Here is a 15,890-nt window from a genome sequence, read left to right on the forward strand (position 1 = left end):
TTGTCGGTCGAGTGTGTCTGAATCGAGTGAGTCGGAAAATCGGCACGCGCCTGTCACGCTGCCAGGCGCTCGCTGAGCATTCGGTGCCGCGCCGTCAGGCCATGAAACAGCCGCTCGCGCAGCCAGGCATGCCCTGCATCGGCGTGATGGCGCTCATGCCAGACCAGCCAATAGGAGAACGCCGGTACCGCGACCGGCAGAGCGCGCACTGCAAGGGGCCAGTGATCGATCACGCTAGCCGCCAGGCAGCCCGGCACACATAGCAGCAGGTCGCTGTGCTGGGTGGTGGAGAAACTCGCCAGGAAGTGCGGCTGACGCAGGCTTACCCGGCGGGCTAGCCCCTCGCGCTCCAGCGCCAGGTCCACCGCGCCTCGGTCATCGCCGCCCATGCTGACCAGTTGATGATCGGCGGCCAGAAAATCGTCCAGGCCTAGCGCTTCCTTGGCGGCCAGAGGATGATCCTCGCGCATCACGCAGACGAAGCGATCAGCGCCGATCTCGCGGCCATGCACGCTCGCCGGCACCCGCTCGCCGGGCACGCTGATTGCAAGCTCGGGGCCACCCTCGTCCAACTGGTGCTCGATGCTGCCACGATAACTCTCGATCTCGAGGCGCAGATGCGGCGCCTCCTCCTTCAGTGCCCGCCATTGGGGTGCCAGAAAGGCATGCATACCATAGTCGGTGCTGGCCAGGCTGAAACGCCGGGTGGTGCTGGCCGGATCGAAGGTCGGCGGCGCCAGCAGCGCACCCAGCTCCTGCAGCAGCCTTGCCAGCGGCGGGCCAAGCTCCTCAGCACGGGCCGTGGGGCGCAGGCCGCGGTGGGTGCGAACGAACAAAGGGTCATCAAAGGCCTGGCGCAGCTTGGCCAGGGTCCGCGATACTGCCGGCTGGCTCAGGTTGAGCCGCTCGGCGGCCCGCGACACACTTCGCGAATCCAGAAGCGCATGCAGGGTGACCAGGGCATTGAGGTCATGACGGGCGAGATCAGCGAGGTGCATGCAAACTCCGAAAAGGGTGTTGGAGACGACGCTCCGGGCTTCAAGGGCAAACACTATCACTTAAACGCATAGCACGATTAAGCAACATGCATTGGATTGATATGACGATAGTGCACTAGTCTGTACCCATTCCTCGGTGCAGCCCGGCAAGGGTTTGCCACTCAACGTTCATTACCCTTTAACGACAAGCTTTCAGGGAGACAGCCGATGCAAAGCCGCTATATCACCATCACTGACCATCCACAGGGCACCCCGGCGCGGGATCTGTTCGAACTTCACGAGACCGAGCTTGCGGCCCCGGCCGATGGTGAGGTTCGGGTACGCAACACCTGGCTGTCAGTCGACCCCTACATGCGCGGTCGCATGAGCGGTGTGAAGACCTACATCGATCCGTTCGAGCTGAATGCGCCACTGGAAGGCGCCGCGGTGGGCGAGGTCATCGAATCTCGCGACCCGAACTTCCCGGTGGGCGCCAAAGTTCGCCACATGGCAGGCTGGCGCGATATTGCCCAACTACCGGGCAATCAGCTCGAGCCGCTGCCCGCCTTCGAGGTGCCGGATCAGGCCTACCTTGGCGTGCTCGGCATGCCGGGCATGACCGCCTGGACCGGCCTCAACCGCATCGCCGAGATGCAGGAAGGTGACAACGTACTGGTCAGCGGTGCCGCCGGCGCAGTGGGCTCGCTCGCCGTGCAGCTGGCCAAGGCCAAGGGTGGCACCGTGGTGGGCATCGCCGGGTCCCAGGAAAAGCTTGACTGGCTTGAGTCCAAGGGCGTGAAGGCGGTCAGCTACAAGGGCAAGAGCGCCGCCCAGTTGACCGAAGCGCTCAGCGAGGCCTGCCCCGAGGGCTTCGATGTCTACTACGAAAACGTCGGGGGCATCTGCCTGGAAGCGGCGCTGAACAACTTGAGGGTGGGTGCGCGGATCGCCGTCTGTGGCATGATCGCCCGCTATAACGAGGACGCGCCGAGCGCCGGTCCGGGCAACCTGGCGATGATCCTGATCCGCCGTGCCCGTATGGAAGGCTTCATCGTCTTCGATCACTGGGCGAACTATCCCGCCTTCCTCGAAGAAGTCGGCCCGCAGGTCGCAAATGGCCAGATCGACTACGAGGAAACCATCGAAGAAGGCCTGGAGCGCACCCCCGATGCCTTCCTCAAGCTCTTCGAAGGTGCCAACCATGGCAAGATGCTGGTCAAGCTCTAAGCCCTCGCGGCTGCCGCTTGGCTAACATGCAACCGGCCGGGGCCATTACGGACCCGGCCGGTTTTTTATGCAGGCTATGTGAGCTGACTAGGTTGGCAGACCATGTTGGCAGACCAAGTTAGCGGGCTATGCTGATGCGAATCACCGCCGGCCGCCAAGCCCAGATACCTCATCCAGCAGACGTTCAAGCCTTCTTGACGAACTCGGACTTGAGCTTCATCGGGCCAATGCCATCGACCTTGCAGTCGATGTCGTGGTCGCCTTCGATCAGGCGGATGTTCTTGACCTTGGTACCGACCTTGACCACTGAAGAAGCGCCCTTGACCTTGAGATCCTTGATCACCGTCACGCTGTCGCCGTCTTCCAGCACGTTGCCGTTGGCATCGCGATAGACCGGCGAGTCATCGCTGGCATCAGCTGCGGCGTCCTGGGCCCACTCGTGGCCGCAGCCCGGGCACACAAACATGGCGCCGTCCTCGTAGGTGTAGTCGGCATCGCATGACGGGCAGTTGGGAAGATCACTCATGATTCAGTCCTGGTCGTGTGGGGCTTCAACAAATAAGGTTTAGAAAAGGCTTATCGCTAGGGCTTGGTTAATAGAGCTTGGTAGATAGAACTTGGCAAATAGAGCTTGGTCATCAGGTGGGGTCGCGCCCCACTGAGATATCCCTTTCGCTATACCGCCGAGAGGCACGAAGGCCGGCAAGCCTACCCGTTTTGGCGCCGCCACTCCACCCAAGGCCCCACTCGCCGCCTGCGGCATGGCGCCGCGCAGGCCAAATCAACGCATGACTCCGTATCCACTCAGCAACAACCGGCAACCAGGAAAACGCCCATGATGACGCTGCTATATAGCCCCACGTCCCCCTACGCACGCACCGTGCGCGTGGTGGTCGCAGAAAGAGGCCTGGAGAATCGTATCACCTTCTCTCGGGTCGACCCGTGGAGCACCGACCCCGCCCTGCTGACGGCCAACCCGCTCAGCCGAGTGCCGGCGCTGGTCACCGACGACGGCCAAACCCTCACCGAATCGCTGCTGATCGCGCGTTACCTGGAGGGAATCGCGGAGGCACCAACGACATCGCGGGTGCCCGAACCACGGCAAGCCGAGGTGCTGGCGCTTGCCGGCCTCGGTCAGGGACTCATGGATGCCGCCTTCCACACGGTGATGCTTCACAAGTTTCACTCCGACAGCACCAACACCGAATCCCTGGTTCAGCGCCGCCACGACGCCGTCTTGCGCACCATCGACAGCCTCGAAAGCCAGGTGACGAGTCTATCCAGCGAACAGCCAACCCTTGGCGACATCGTCATCGCCGTGGCGCTGGACTACCTGGCCTTCCGCCTGCCGGAGATCGCCTGGCACCAGGCCCACCCCCAGTTGGCAAGCTGGCTAGAGCGCATTCTGGCCAGAGAGAGCTTCAGCGCAACCCGCCCCACTAACGCCTGAGTAGCGGCTTTCGTGGGCAAGGGGCAATGATCACACGCGCCCGCCAGACAGGCGGGCGCCAGCGTCTTCCCCAGACCATGCCCTCACGGCTGATCTTGCCCATCCGCCGCGACCTCTCCCAAGACGTCGCCGGGGTTTCGAAGCGGACAGCTGGCAAGAGACAAACAGCCGCAGCCGATACAGCCATCGAGCTGATCACGCAGCCTGGCCAATTGATCGAGCTGATCACTCAGCTTGGTCAATTGAACGAGTCAGTTGAGCAATTCAGTAGAATAAGTCAGTTGAACCAAGCAGCCTCTAAGCCCCGTCCGTCAGGGACTGTGAATGATCATGAAGGTGCTCGAGGAAGGCGCTGACCTTTGAGGAGCGAAGCCGATTCTCGGGGTAGATGGCGTGAATGCCCTGCAGAGTCGGCTCTCCGGCCGCTTCCCAGTCATTAAGCACCGGTACCAGACTGCCGGCCTTCAGATACTGCTGCAGCAGCCAGGTGGGAAACAGCACGATGCCCTGACCCTGCAGCGCCGCCTCGACGAGGCTCTCGGCATTGTTGCTGCGAAGATTCCCCCTAGCCTCGACGACCCGAAACGGCGTGGTACTAGCGGCGCGAAAAAACCAGGGTTGCACGCCGCGGGTTCCCTTGTAGACGAGGCAGTTATGCGCGGGTAAATCATCTGGGCTCTGCGGCTCGCCATGCGCGGCCAGATAGCCGGGGGCGGCGCAGGCCACAAAACGCTGGGTAGCGAGTTCGCGGGCCACCAGGCTCGAATCTTCGAGAGCCCCGATGCGAATGACGATGTCTGCCCCTTCCTGCACCGGATCAACGAAGGCATCAGTGAGGGTCAGTTCGATGTCGATGTCGGGATACAGCGCCTGGAAGCTCGCCAGCAGCGGCGCCACGTGGAGACGCCCAAAGGCCACCGGGGCATTGACGCGCAAGAGGCCTTGCGGGTGGGTCGCGGCACCGCTGACCTGCTCGGACGCCATGTCCAGGCTCTCCAGCGCCTCGCGAACCTGATGGAGGTACCCCTCGCCGACCTCGGTCAGCCGCACCGCTCGCGTGTGCCGATACAACAGGCGATGACCGAGGGCCTTTTCGAGGCCGGCAATCCGCCGTGAGACCGACGACGCCGGCAGGCCGAAGTGGCGCGCCGCTTCGGCGAAGCTTCCCGAAGTGGCCACCCGCACGAAGAGTCGCAGTGCAATCAGGGTGACAGAATTGCTCATATCGCAATAAACCTTTGCCATAAACCGCCATTGTGCCTTTTATAGCACAGCAGTACTGTGGCCGCTTTTCACATCGAAGGAAACACGATGCAGCAAATTGCCACGCTTCTCTTCGTTCTATGCGCGGGTATGGGGCTATCGGTGGAGGCGGGCCTGCTTGGCCCCCTGGGCGAGCAGGTCGGACACTTATCGGCCACCCTTTCGATCTTCCTGGTCGGCGGGCTGCTACTGACTCTCGCCATGGTCTTCATCGGACGGCCGCCGCTGACCACGCTGTTCAAGCAACCGCGCTGGCTACTCACAGGCGGACTCCTGGGCCCCATCTATGTGGTCGTGCTGACCCTGACCACCCCCATTGTCGGTGTCGGCATGACCATGGTCGGCATCCTGTGCGGGCAGATCGGCGCCAGCCTGATCATTGACCATTTTGGCCTGCTCGGCAGTGAACGCCGCGCCATCGATGGCTATCGCCTGCTGGCACTGGCGCTGATTTTTCTCGCACTCTGGTTGATCTACTAAGGAGGTCAGGATGATGCTCACTCTGGTATTCCCGCTGCTCTTGCTCGGCGGCGCCGTGCTCGCCGCACAGTCCTCCGTCAACGGTCGCCTCGGGGCCAAGGTCGGGGTGCTGGCCAGCGCCTGGCTGACCTTCGTCATCGGCGCGGTCGTCACCTTCCTGCTGGTGTTCTTCTTTGAGCCGGCGCATTCAGCCACCCTGTTCAGCGTCCCCAAGTGGCAGCTTACCGGGGCGCTATTCGGCGTGGTGTACATGCTGGCAATCGTCTTCGCCGTGCCGCGCGTGGGCACTGCGGCCGCTACCGTGGCGGTAATCTCCGGGCAGTTGATCATGAGCCTGCTGGTCGATCATTTCGGCTGGCTCGACAATGACCGCCTGCCGCTGGACCCGTCACGTCTGGCTGCCATCGTGCTGCTTGCCGGGGCGCTGTTCCTGATTTACCTGAGCAACGCACGACGCGAGCGCCAGACTGCCAGCGCCTGACACCCAGCCTATGGCGCTCTAATCATTCGCCAGGGCTCCCTTGAACTGGCGGCGAGCTATCCCAAGGTCATGAGTAGGCCAATAGATGGACCGGGATAGCCCATCGGCTCGTCATTCACGGCAACATCACGACCTGGAGGTCACGATGGCTCAGCAACTGAACGGAAAACGCGTCGCCATTCTCGCCACCGACGGTTTCGAAGAATCGGAACTGTCCTCGCCGAGGGCGGCACTGCAAGGCCAAGGCGTGGAGGTGCATGTCATCACCCCTGACGGCAACGGCATCCGTGCCTGGGCCGAAACCGATTGGGGCGATACCTACGCCGCGGATAAACGCCTCGAGGACGTGCATCACGCGGACTATCACGGGCTGGTGCTGCCAGGTGGCTTGTTCAACCCGGACACGCTGCGCCTCAACGAACAGGCACTCAGCTTCGTCAGGGCCTTTTTCGAGGCCGGCAAGCCAGTGGCCGCGATCTGCCACGCCCCCTGGATCCTGATCAACGCAGGCGTCGTCGAAGGCCGCCGTATGACATCCGTACCCTCGGTGGCCCAAGACCTGAAAAACGCAGGCGCTCACTGGTCGGACGAACCGGTCGTCGTCGATAGCGGCCTGGTCACCAGCCGTACGCCGGTAGACCTCGATGCCTTCAACGGCAAGCTGCTGGAGGAAATGGCTGAAGGGCGTCATAGCCACCAGCACGCCTGATTGACCTGACGTGCTACACGCAGGTTCACTTCTCTAGGCCCATCGCCGCCCCGGCGATGGGTTTTTCGCTGTCATACTTTTGCAGGATAGCCCTGCACTTCGCATAATGAGCCCAGCGGCCTGCCCGGGTGGCCGATATCCCGTCAGTTCCCGCCACGATAGCGTGCTTATTCAGACCACTAGTGAGGCGCCTGTTGATCGCCCAATTGCTGCACTTCACGAAAAAACTGGTGCGCCTGTTCACACGGCCGATGAAAAGCGACAAGGGCCGCGGTGGCGTCATCGTCCAGCCCTATCGCGGCTACGGCTCCCGCAAGGAAGCCTTCGTCATGGGGCGGGTCTTTCGTCAGCCAGGCACCGGCAAACGGTGGGAGGAAGGCGGTACCACGCGGGACCTGGTGGATGTCGCTCGACGCATCATTCGTCGCGGTGTGCGCGATGCCCGCATCATCATGCGTCTTGGCGATGCCAAGACCATCGTCACTACCGACCGGGATGGCTACTTTTACGCCCACATCGACATCAATCATTCCTTGCCCACTGACAGGGTCTGGCATACGGCCAGCCTGGAGGTGCTCTCGGAAAAAGACGCCATCAGCACCCAGACTCAGGTCTATATCCCGCCAACCAACGCCGACCTGATCGTGATCAGCGATATCGACGACACGGTGATGCACACCGGCGTCGCCAACAAGCTGAAGATGCTCTACCGGCTGTTCATGGAAAAAGCGCAGCGACGCACGGCCTTTCCCGGGGTCGCCGCCTTCTACCGGGCACTCTATGGGGGCGTCGAAGGCAACCGCAAGCGGCCGATGCTCTACGTGTCGCGAGGCCCCTGGTGCATCTATGAAATGCTCGACCTGTTCTTCAACCTCAACCGGATACCGGTGGGGCCGATCCTTTTCCTGCGCGAATGGGGACTACGCCTTTCGCGCCCGTGGCCCCGCAAGGCCGAGGACCACAAGTCGGACGTCATTCGCAACATGCTCTCGCTCTACGCCGACCTGCCGTTCATTCTCATCGGTGATAGCGGTCAGCGAGACCCCGAGGTCTACACCGAGATCGTCAAAGAGCACCCCGAGCGAGTGTTAGCGATATACATCCGCAAGGTGGATAACGACCCCAAACGCGATGCCGCCATCGAGCGGCTGGCCGCTGAGGTCAGCCATACCGGCTGCACGCTGGTCCTCGCCGACAGCAGCCTCAGCATGGCCGAGCATGCCAAGGCGCACGGCTATATCTCCGCTGAGGGACTGGCGTCCGTTCGCGAAGAGCAATGACGGCGCGAGCGTTACCGTCCTGCCAACGCCGCTGATTGCCATGATGCATGGTGCATGGTGCATGGTGCCCAGCTGCTCAGATACTCAGATACTTAGATACTGAGATGAGCAGCTGATTGCCGGCGCCAGGAGGGTCCGATGCGTGCTTGGGCGTGTGTTGCGATTGTCGTGTAGGTGTCTTGGAAATAGCGGACTGAGGCCCGGACTAGCCAAACGCGGTGCTCAGATCAGGCTTCATCGTCGGGCAGAACCGAGCGAGCCCCCATGCCAGCGCGATGCCCGCGAAGGTAAGGCCGACCGGCGACCAGCTGAACGCCACGCCGGACGAGAAATACAGGATCAGGAAGAACACCGCCATCACGCCGCCGCCCAGCATCCGGCCGGCCTTTACGCCCGTGATGAAGATGCTTGCCAGCACGCCGACGCAGGGAATCAAAACGCTAGACAGGTCGATAACGAAGCCTTTGCCGCTTGCGGCAATATTGGGCAACACCCAGCGTGCCACAGCCTCCCAGACAACCAGATAGATGGCCGCTGGCGCAGCGAAACCGCCGAGCAGGCGCAACATGGTGCGAGCAGTCTCGTCGCTACCGGGCTTGGAAGGTGGAGGAATAGGCATGAGAAGCGTCCTGAAGAGGTTGAAACCAAAGCGCGATCAACATTTCTGTCAGCAACGCGATCAGAAGTGCGATCCAGAGGCGCTATTGAATCATTGACGCCATGTCGTTGCCCAGGCACACGCGCTATTCGGCGCAGTCGATGCACTTCAGGGTGGCGTAATTCAGCCCCAGTCGCTTGGTCGCGATGTACTCACCACATTCGATGCATTCACCAAAGCAGTCGTCGTCGATGCGCTTGAGCGCCAGGTCAATGAAGCGAATCGCCGCCTCACGACGCCGCTGGGCAGCCTGCGCCATGGCCTGTGTCTGCAACGCATCCATACGCGTCAGTCGCCCGGTGCTGGTCTGGTCAAGCGCCACCGTATCGCGGCTATCGGCGCTGGCATCGCCCTCTTCCACCAGTTGCTTACGCTGTTCCAGCAAGCGACGCTGCACGTCGTCCATGTCGAGTTCGGGATGGTTCATCATCGCCTCCTGGCTTAGGGCTTAAGACGTAGAGCTCCACGCTACCCTTGTCGACCGGCGCCTGTCATGGCCGAACGTCAGGTAGGACAATCCGCCGCATAGCGGCCCGCTTGCCCGGTCTGCTGGATTCTCCATAAAATGCTCGTCATGACTATTTCACGCCCGTTTTTACTCATGATCATCGTTCCTGTGATCGGCATTATTGCCCTCGCAGCATTTGTTTTTGGCGGCCAAGCCATCTCCGACGACAGGGTGGACGGCGAAATCCAGCAGGCGCTAGCTACCTCTCTCGATACCTCCAGCGCGATCGAACTGCAAAACCTGCAGGAAGTGCAGTACGGCTATGGCATCTGCGGCGCCTACAAGACGGCAGACGACGACGGCTATGCTTCCTTTTTCTACGACACCAGTCGTAAGCGCCTCACGCTGGACGTGAACTCGCGCGAATACACCTCGAACTGTGGCCTGTCGGCTATCTGCTGATCAAGAAACGAATACCCGGCTTCACGACATACGCGTGTCTTGTCCGGCCTGCCGGTCCAAACCTTCACAGTGGTCGGTCAGGTCTGTACCGGAGAGCCCCTTAAGCGCCGTATCATCATGGCATGGCGTTGACACCACCCGAGCGGAGAACATCCTGATGGCGAACAAGCTGAGAACCCGTGCTCTGACACACGCCCGTGGCAAGTGGGCCTGCGGACTGTTGGCACTACTGCTGACCGGCGGCATGGCGCACGCACAAGAGCTTTCCCTCCAGGATGCTCGGCTCAGCCTTCTGCCGGGCGATATGCCAGGCGCCGGCTACTTCAGCCTGCAAAACGATAGCGCTGAAGACGTGACGCTGGTGGGCGCTCAGACCGACGCCTTCAAGAATACCGAGATTCACATGAGCATGGAAAAGGACGGGATGGCCAGCATGCAGGCCGTGCCGGCAATCGACATTGCCGCCGGTAAAAGCTTTGAGTTTGCGCCGAAAGGCTATCACCTTATGTTCATGAACCGCGTCGCCCCCTTGGAAGTGGGTGATGATGTCGAGGTGGTGCTGCTCTTCGCAGACGGCCAGCAGTTGCCTGCCACCTTTGAGGTCGTTTCTCCCGCGACCATGCACTGACCACCGTCCAGGAGCCCCCTGATGCTCAAGTGGCTTTCTCCGATCCTCTTGTCAGTGTTGCTGGCAGGTTGCGAGGACCCCAACTGGCACACCTCGGACATCTCCGACATCATGCCGGCCCTTGATTTGAGCCTGATGGACGAGAATGGCCAGCAGGTCGAAGAAGACGCCTACACCGGCAAGACCACCCTGCTGTACTTCGGCTATACGCACTGTCCGGATGTCTGTCCCACATCCCTGGCGCGGATGACGGCTGCTATCAAGAAGCTTGATGAACCCGCTCGTGACGATATACAGGTGCTGTTCGTTTCCGTAGACCCGGAGCGCGATACCCCGGCGAGGCTCCGGCAATACACCGACGTATTCGGGCCACAGTTCATCGGCCTTACCGGCAGCACCGCCCAACTCGATGCGCTGACCAACCGCTACCGGGTCAGCTACGGATACGGCGAAAAGGACGAAAACGGCAACTATGACGTCTCGCACTCAAGCGGCATTTTCGTCTTCAACGAACAAGGCGACGCTCGCCTGCTGATGCGCAACAGTGATCCGATTCCTTCGATGGTCAGCGATCTCAAGCGCCTGATGGAGCGGGGATAAGAGGCGTAGACATATATCGCCAGGAGAAAGGGACAGACGTAAGGGGTAACAAGGCGTCAATGCAAAGCCGGGCCACTCGTTGCATTGCGATGGGCTATGGTTAGCGTGGCATTCATGATCATGGCCAGATCATGCATGAATTCAGCAACAAAAAAAGGCAGAGGCGTCGCCGCCTCTGCCGGATAGTCGAATGTTGTCCATCAGCTTATTACGCTAGGTCATCCGGCGTTCCACCGCCAGCATCGCTTTGGTCGAAACAGACTTCCGTTAGCCCCCTATCGGCCGTAACCTGCTGCCTCCCCCTGCCGACACAAGGATGCTGGATGTCACCCGCCGATACGCTTCGCCTGGTCTTTCTCTCTACCCTATGGGGCATGTCGTTCATCTTCATGCGGGTAGCCGTGCCGGAATTCGGTCCGGTGCCATTGATTCTGGTGCGTATGGGTGTGGGCGCTCTGCTGTTGGTGCCGCTGTTGCTTGGGGTGGGCTATCTGAAGCTGGTGTGGGAGAACAAGGGCCGTCTGCTATTGCTTGGGCTTGTGAACCATGTGCTGCCGTTCTGCCTGCTGGCCCTGGCGACTACCCGGCTGGAGGCAGGCTTCACCTCATTGATCAACGCCACCACGCCGATCTTCACCGCGCTGCTGGGCGCGCTGTTCTTCACCACGCCCGTGCAGCGCCAACAATACCTCGGCCTGGCCCTGGCCTTCTTCGGCGTCTATGTGCTCTCGGCAAACCGGTTGGATTTCGCCTTGGGCGGCGATGGCTGGTTCATCCTTTCGGCCCTGGGTGCGACCTTCTGCTATGGCGTCGCCACCAACTATTCGAAGACCTATCTGTCGCACCTCCCGGTGCGCGTGCTGGCGGCGGGCAGTACCGCCATGTCGGCGCTGATACTGCTGGTTCCCGGGCTGCTGCTGTGGCCAGCGGAGCCGATCAGCGCCATGGCCTGGGGCAACGGCCTGGCACTGGCGGCCTTCAGCACCACGCTAGCCTTCCTTTTGTATTTCGGCCTGCTGTCGAGTGCCGGGGCCACCGCGACGTCGACCGTCACCTTTCTGGTGCCGGTAAGTGCGCTGCTATGGGGCTATCTGCTGCTGGACGAAGTACTCAGCCTGCAGATACTGGCCGGCATGGCGATCACGCTGATCGGCACCGCCATTGCTACACGAATGATCCGCTGGAAACGGCCCACCGCCTCCCCAAAGCCGTGATGGCCGATGGCATGGCAGAACCTGGAAAAACAAAGCCCAGCACATGAAAAACGGCCGTGGTGTTATCACCACGGCCGTTAACGATGGCCGGGAGCGCTTGCTGCCTAGAAGCTCGGTTTGCGCTTCTCGAGGAAGGCGGTCATGCCTTCCTTCTGCTCGCTGCCGGCAAAGCCCAGCGCAAACAGGCTGGTTTCCAGCGCCAGGGCGCTGTCGAGATCCTGATCCATACCGTCGTGCACCGCCTGTTTGGCGCTGCGCACGGCCTGAGGGCCGTTGCCGCCGAGCTGCTTGGCGAGCGTCTTGGCGTATTGCTCCAGCTCGGCCTGAGGCATCACCTGATTAACCAGGCCGATGCGCAGAGCTTCCTGAGCATCGATCTTGCGCCCGGTGGTGACCAGATCCAGTGCCATGGCGGGACCGACCCGGCGCGGCAGGCGCTGGGTGCCGCCGAAGCCGGGAATCACGCCGAGCAACACTTCGGGTTGACCGAACACGGCGTTGTCGCTGGCCACCGCCCAGTCGCAGGCCAGCGCCAGTTCGCAGCCGCCGCCCAGGCAGAAACCGTTGACCAGCGCCACCACCGGCACCGGCAGACGCTCCAGACGCTTGATGGTGTTCAGCGCCTGGCTGGCGAAGGCGCGGGCTTCATCAGGGGTCTTGTCGCGCATCTCGGCTATGTCAGCACCGGCCACAAAGGCCTTCTCGCCCTCACCGGTGATCAATACCGCTCGCAGGTCATCGCGGGCCTCCAGGTCATCCAGGATGCCAGCAAGCTCGCTGAGCAACGCCGAATTGAGGGCATTGAGGGCCTTGGGACGGTTCATGGTCAGGCGGGCAATACCGGCGTCGATGGCCAGATGGATCGGTGCGTCGTTCATGATGACTCCTGTGTGGTAGGGCTCGCCCCCGGGCACCGAGGGCCGATACTGTCCAACCTAGCAAGCGCTCGGTTGGTAAACGATCCCACCTTTGTCTTGAACAAGGTCTTGAGCAAGCGAAAAACCGGCTACTGAAGCCCCGCAGGTTGCGCCGAGCCGACCTCAGGCGGCCCGGCAAGCGCGCATCACCATCATCCTACTCGTAGACGTGGAAACCGCGACCGCTCTTGCGGCCCAGATAGCCCGCGGCCACCATCCGCTTGAGCAGCGGGCAGGGGCGGTACTTGGGATCACCAAAGCCCTCCTGCAGCACCTCCATGATGGCCAGGCATACATCCAGCCCGATCAGGTCGGCGAGCTTCAGCGGGCCCATGGGGTGAGCGGCACCGAGCTGCATGGCCTCGTCGATGGCCTCTGGGCTGGCGGCGCCCTCCTGCACCAGGAAGGCGGCTTCGTTGATCATCGGCACCAGCAGGCGGTTGACCGCAAACCCCGGTGAGTCGGCGATGGCCACCGGCGTCTTGCCCAGCGCCTCGGTCAGTTGCTCGATCCTGGCGACGGTGGCGTCACTGGTCTGCTCGGCGCGAATCACCTCGACCAGCCCCAATACCGGCACCGGGTTGAAGAAGTGCATGCCCACTACCCGCTCGGGGCGCTCGCATACCGCCGCGAGACGAGTGAGCGACAGCGAAGACGTGTTCGAGGCGAGAATCGCCTCATGGTTCAGATGACTCAGATCAGCAAAGAGCTTCTCCTTGAGCGCCGGGTCTTCCGGGGCAGCCTCGATGATCACTTCGCGATCATGCAGACTGTCAAGGCTGGTGGTCAGGGTAAGGCGATCAAGCGCCGACTGGCGGCCCTCGTCGCTTAGCTTGTCCTTATCGACCAGCCGGGCCAGGCCCTTGCCGATCTTCTCCTTGGCACTTGCCAGGGCATCATCGCTGACATCATAAAGCGCGACCTGATGGTGACTGGTGATCAGCACCTGGGCGATGCCCTGGCCCATGGTGCCGGCGCCGACGACGCCGATGCGGGAAATGCTCATGTTGAGGGTCTCCGTGATGCCGCCCCGCTGGCAGCGACTGCTGCCAGAAGCGCCGACAGGAACAAGAAAACGGGCGACGCGCCTCACATCGCCCAATCCTCTCTAGCCTACCTCTCTGTGGAAAATGCTGCAGTGCCAAATGCTGCAGGTGCTCAGTGATCGAGCCCCACCATCGCCAGGCTCTCGAGCCCCGCCTCGATCACCGCCCGGTTGGCTCGCCCCACTGGCAGCCAGTGGCGCAGGACGAAGTCGGCACTCGCCAACTTGGCGCGATAGAAGGCCTGATCGTCAGACCCCGCGGCAAGCGCGGCCTCAGCGGCCAGCGCTGCGCGTCCCATCTGCCAGGCGCACAGCACATGCCCCGTCAGTTGCAGAAAGGGAGTCGCGTAGGCCTGAACGGCATCCGCGCCCTGAGCCGGATCGCGACCGGCGGCCAGCACTACTGCCGTGGCGGCTCGCAGGTCATCGGCACCGGCTTTCAGCGCGGCGCCCTGGGCGCTGAGCGCCAGCTTATCGGCGAGCTGCCCGGCGGTGGCTTCTACCTCATCGAGCAGAGCCGCAAGGGCGGCCCCCTCATCCCGGGCTAGCTTGCGCCCGGCGAGATCCAGGGCCTGGATACCGTTGGTGCCCTCATAGATCGGTGCAATGCGGGCGTCGCGCCACAGCTGAGCGGCACCGGTCTCTTCCACATAGCCCATGCCACCATGCACCTGTATCCCCTGCGAGGCGATATCGACGGCCTGGTCGGTGGAGAACGCCTTGACCACCGGGATCAGCACGTCGACCCGAGCCTGAGCGGCGTCGCGGGTCGCCTCATCGCCGTGATGGCGGGCAACATCCATCTGCGCTGCACAATAAAGTGCCAGAGCGCGCAGGGCATCGGTGCGCGCACGCATCGACAGCAGCATGCGGCGCACGTCGAAGTGGTCGATGATCGCGGCCGACTCGCCGCCGCGCGAACCAGGCGCACGGCCCTGGCTGCGCTCGGCGGCGTAGGCAAAGGCCTGCTGGGTGGCGCGTTCGGCGACGCCGATGCCCTGGATGCCGACCTTGTGGCGGGCCTCGTTCATCATCGTGAACATATGATTGAGCCCGCGACCGAGCTCACCGACCAGATAGCCGATAGCACCCTCGCCTTCGCCGAAACTCAGGGTGCAGGTGGGCGAGCCGTGGATGCCGAGCTTGTGCTCGATAGACGCACAGGTGACATCGTTGCGGGCCCCCAGCGCACCGTTATCATCGACCAGGAACTTGGGCACCAGGAACAGGGAGATGCCCTTGTTGCCCTCAGGAGCATCCGGGGTGCGCGCCAGCACCAAATGGATGATGTTCTCGGCCGCCTCGTGCTCGCCCCAAGTGATGTAGATCTTCTGGCCGTGCAGGCGATAGTGGTCGCCCTCACCGTCAGCACAGGGAATGGCCTTGGTGCGAACCCGAGACAGGTCCGAGCCCGCTTGAGGCTCGGTGAGATTCATGGTGCCGGTCCAGACGCCCTCGATCAGCTTCGGCAGGTAGCGCGCCTTGAGCGCCTCGCTGCCGTGATGCGACAGTGCCTCGATGGCACCGGCGGTGAGCATCGGACACAGCCCCAGCGCCATGTTGGCACCATGCAGCATTTCCTGCACCGCACTGGCCGCCACCTCGGGGAGCCCTTGCCCCCCCTGGGCCTCGGCGACGCCGATGCCGTTCCAACCGCCCTCGGCATAGGCCTGGTAGGCCTCGATGAAGCCATCGGGTACCGTCACGCTGCCATCCGGCTGGCGGCGGCAGCCCTGGCGATCACCGGGCAGGTTGAGCGGCGCCCAGACCTCACCGGCCAGCCGAGCGGCTTCGTCAAGCACGGCATCGAGCAGCTCGGGGCTGGTGTCCTCGAAGCCGGGCAGGTCGAGAGAGGTGTGCTCTAGGAGTTCCTCGAGCACGAAACGGGTGTCGCGCAGCGGAGCGTGATAGGGCGTCATCGCGGGCATCTCTTGAGAAAAGGTTAACCGCGATAGTAGGTTGGCGACCGGGACCCAAGCCATTAGGCGAAAGCCGCAGCGACTGTCGTTGGCCTCGTGTCGTTGATCTCAATAGTCGACCTCAGTCGTTGA

Annotated in this window: 18 protein-coding genes and 1 pseudogene; 10 read left to right on the forward strand and 9 right to left on the reverse strand. The window is 62.4% G+C overall.

All coding sequences use genetic code 11. The features are described from left to right. Positions 1 to 53: 53 nt before the first annotated feature. Positions 54 to 998 carry a LysR family transcriptional regulator gene (locus tag Q2K57_RS03110; protein ID WP_112054143.1) on the reverse strand — a complete coding sequence of 315 codons (945 nt, stop codon included), beginning with the start codon at positions 996 to 998 and terminating at the stop codon, positions 54 to 56. Positions 999 to 1,205: 207 nt separating this feature from the next. Here Q2K57_RS03110 and Q2K57_RS03115 point away from each other — a divergent pair, with 207 nt between their 5' ends. Further along, positions 1,206 to 2,204, forward strand: coding sequence for an NADP-dependent oxidoreductase (locus Q2K57_RS03115; RefSeq protein WP_112054142.1), 999 nt, complete (start codon positions 1,206 to 1,208; stop codon positions 2,202 to 2,204). Between the two features lie 184 nt (positions 2,205 to 2,388). Here Q2K57_RS03115 and Q2K57_RS03120 read toward each other — a convergent pair whose 3' ends face one another. Continuing rightward, positions 2,389 to 2,730: a zinc ribbon domain-containing protein YjdM gene (locus tag Q2K57_RS03120; RefSeq protein ID WP_112054141.1), complete on the reverse strand. Its 342-nt coding sequence runs from the start codon at positions 2,728 to 2,730 to the stop codon at positions 2,389 to 2,391. A gap of 309 nt (positions 2,731 to 3,039) precedes the next feature. On the opposite strand from Q2K57_RS03120, the gene Q2K57_RS03125 reads away from it, so the two are divergent. Continuing rightward, positions 3,040 to 3,654 (forward strand): glutathione S-transferase N-terminal domain-containing protein, encoded by a 615-nt coding sequence (locus tag Q2K57_RS03125; RefSeq protein WP_258396004.1) that lies wholly within the window; start codon positions 3,040 to 3,042, stop codon positions 3,652 to 3,654. Between the two features lie 83 nt (positions 3,655 to 3,737). Here the strand turns inward: Q2K57_RS03125 and Q2K57_RS03130 are convergent. Both Q2K57_RS03130 and Q2K57_RS03135 read right to left on the reverse strand, forming a co-directional pair. After that, positions 3,738 to 3,866, reverse strand: a pseudogene (locus Q2K57_RS03130) (redox-sensitive transcriptional activator SoxR); the annotation flags it as partial. An 85-nt stretch (positions 3,867 to 3,951) separates the two neighbouring features. Next, positions 3,952 to 4,878 carry a LysR family transcriptional regulator gene (locus tag Q2K57_RS03135; protein ID WP_304526108.1) on the reverse strand — a complete coding sequence of 309 codons (927 nt, stop codon included), beginning with the start codon at positions 4,876 to 4,878 and terminating at the stop codon, positions 3,952 to 3,954. Between the two features lie 87 nt (positions 4,879 to 4,965). Between Q2K57_RS03135 and Q2K57_RS03140 the strand changes: the two genes are divergently transcribed. The 4 genes from Q2K57_RS03140 (at position 4,966) to Q2K57_RS03155 (ending at position 7,867) form a co-directional block, all read left to right on the forward strand. Then, positions 4,966 to 5,397, forward strand: coding sequence for a DMT family transporter (locus Q2K57_RS03140; protein WP_112054140.1), 432 nt, complete (start codon positions 4,966 to 4,968; stop codon positions 5,395 to 5,397). A gap of 10 nt (positions 5,398 to 5,407) precedes the next feature. Then, on the forward strand, positions 5,408 to 5,878 hold the full coding sequence (locus tag Q2K57_RS03145; protein ID WP_181463037.1) for a DMT family transporter: 471 nt from the start codon (positions 5,408 to 5,410) through the stop codon (positions 5,876 to 5,878). Between the two features lie 145 nt (positions 5,879 to 6,023). Further along, positions 6,024 to 6,587 carry a type 1 glutamine amidotransferase domain-containing protein gene (locus Q2K57_RS03150; protein WP_112054139.1) on the forward strand — a complete coding sequence of 188 codons (564 nt, stop codon included), beginning with the start codon at positions 6,024 to 6,026 and terminating at the stop codon, positions 6,585 to 6,587. Positions 6,588 to 6,781: 194 nt separating this feature from the next. Continuing rightward, entirely contained in the window at positions 6,782 to 7,867 is a 1,086-nt protein-coding gene (locus tag Q2K57_RS03155) for an App1 family protein (RefSeq protein ID WP_369700289.1), read from the forward strand. 205 nt (positions 7,868 to 8,072) lie between these two features. Here the strand turns inward: Q2K57_RS03155 and Q2K57_RS03160 are convergent, their stop codons facing one another. Both Q2K57_RS03160 and Q2K57_RS03165 read right to left on the reverse strand, forming a co-directional pair. Continuing rightward, entirely contained in the window at positions 8,073 to 8,435 is a 363-nt protein-coding gene (locus Q2K57_RS03160) for a hypothetical protein (protein ID WP_146742465.1), read from the reverse strand. A 175-nt stretch (positions 8,436 to 8,610) separates the two neighbouring features. Then, positions 8,611 to 8,952, reverse strand: coding sequence for a TraR/DksA family transcriptional regulator (locus Q2K57_RS03165; protein WP_304526109.1), 342 nt, complete (start codon positions 8,950 to 8,952; stop codon positions 8,611 to 8,613). A 138-nt stretch (positions 8,953 to 9,090) separates the two neighbouring features. On the opposite strand from Q2K57_RS03165, the gene Q2K57_RS03170 reads away from it, so the two are divergent. From Q2K57_RS03170 to Q2K57_RS03185, 4 genes are all read left to right on the forward strand, one after another. Next, positions 9,091 to 9,435, forward strand: coding sequence for a hypothetical protein (locus tag Q2K57_RS03170; protein ID WP_304526110.1), 345 nt, complete (start codon positions 9,091 to 9,093; stop codon positions 9,433 to 9,435). A gap of 157 nt (positions 9,436 to 9,592) precedes the next feature. Next, the gene (locus Q2K57_RS03175; protein WP_304526111.1) at positions 9,593 to 10,063 is read left to right on the forward strand and encodes a copper chaperone PCu(A)C; all 471 of its coding nucleotides are present in this window, start codon (positions 9,593 to 9,595) and stop codon (positions 10,061 to 10,063) included. A 21-nt stretch (positions 10,064 to 10,084) separates the two neighbouring features. After that, positions 10,085 to 10,663, forward strand: coding sequence for an SCO family protein (locus tag Q2K57_RS03180; protein ID WP_112054135.1), 579 nt, complete (start codon positions 10,085 to 10,087; stop codon positions 10,661 to 10,663). A 323-nt stretch (positions 10,664 to 10,986) separates the two neighbouring features. Then, positions 10,987 to 11,877 (forward strand): DMT family transporter, encoded by an 891-nt coding sequence (locus Q2K57_RS03185; RefSeq protein ID WP_304526112.1) that lies wholly within the window; start codon positions 10,987 to 10,989, stop codon positions 11,875 to 11,877. Positions 11,878 to 11,981: 104 nt separating this feature from the next. On the opposite strand, the gene Q2K57_RS03190 is transcribed toward Q2K57_RS03185, so the two are convergent. From Q2K57_RS03190 to Q2K57_RS03200, 3 genes are all read right to left on the reverse strand, one after another. After that, positions 11,982 to 12,755: an enoyl-CoA hydratase-related protein gene (locus Q2K57_RS03190; protein WP_304526113.1), complete on the reverse strand. Its 774-nt coding sequence runs from the start codon at positions 12,753 to 12,755 to the stop codon at positions 11,982 to 11,984. A 196-nt stretch (positions 12,756 to 12,951) separates the two neighbouring features. Further along, positions 12,952 to 13,800, reverse strand: coding sequence for a 3-hydroxybutyryl-CoA dehydrogenase (locus Q2K57_RS03195; protein ID WP_304526114.1), 849 nt, complete (start codon positions 13,798 to 13,800; stop codon positions 12,952 to 12,954). Positions 13,801 to 13,952: 152 nt separating this feature from the next. Then, positions 13,953 to 15,758, reverse strand: a complete 1,806-nt coding sequence (locus Q2K57_RS03200) for an acyl-CoA dehydrogenase (RefSeq protein WP_304526115.1) — start codon at positions 15,756 to 15,758, stop codon at positions 13,953 to 13,955. Positions 15,759 to 15,890 lie beyond the last annotated feature (132 nt).

It is taken from the genome of Halomonas sp. I5-271120, assembly GCF_030553075.1.
Classification (GTDB): Bacteria; Pseudomonadota; Gammaproteobacteria; order Pseudomonadales; family Halomonadaceae; genus Onishia; species Onishia taeanensis_A.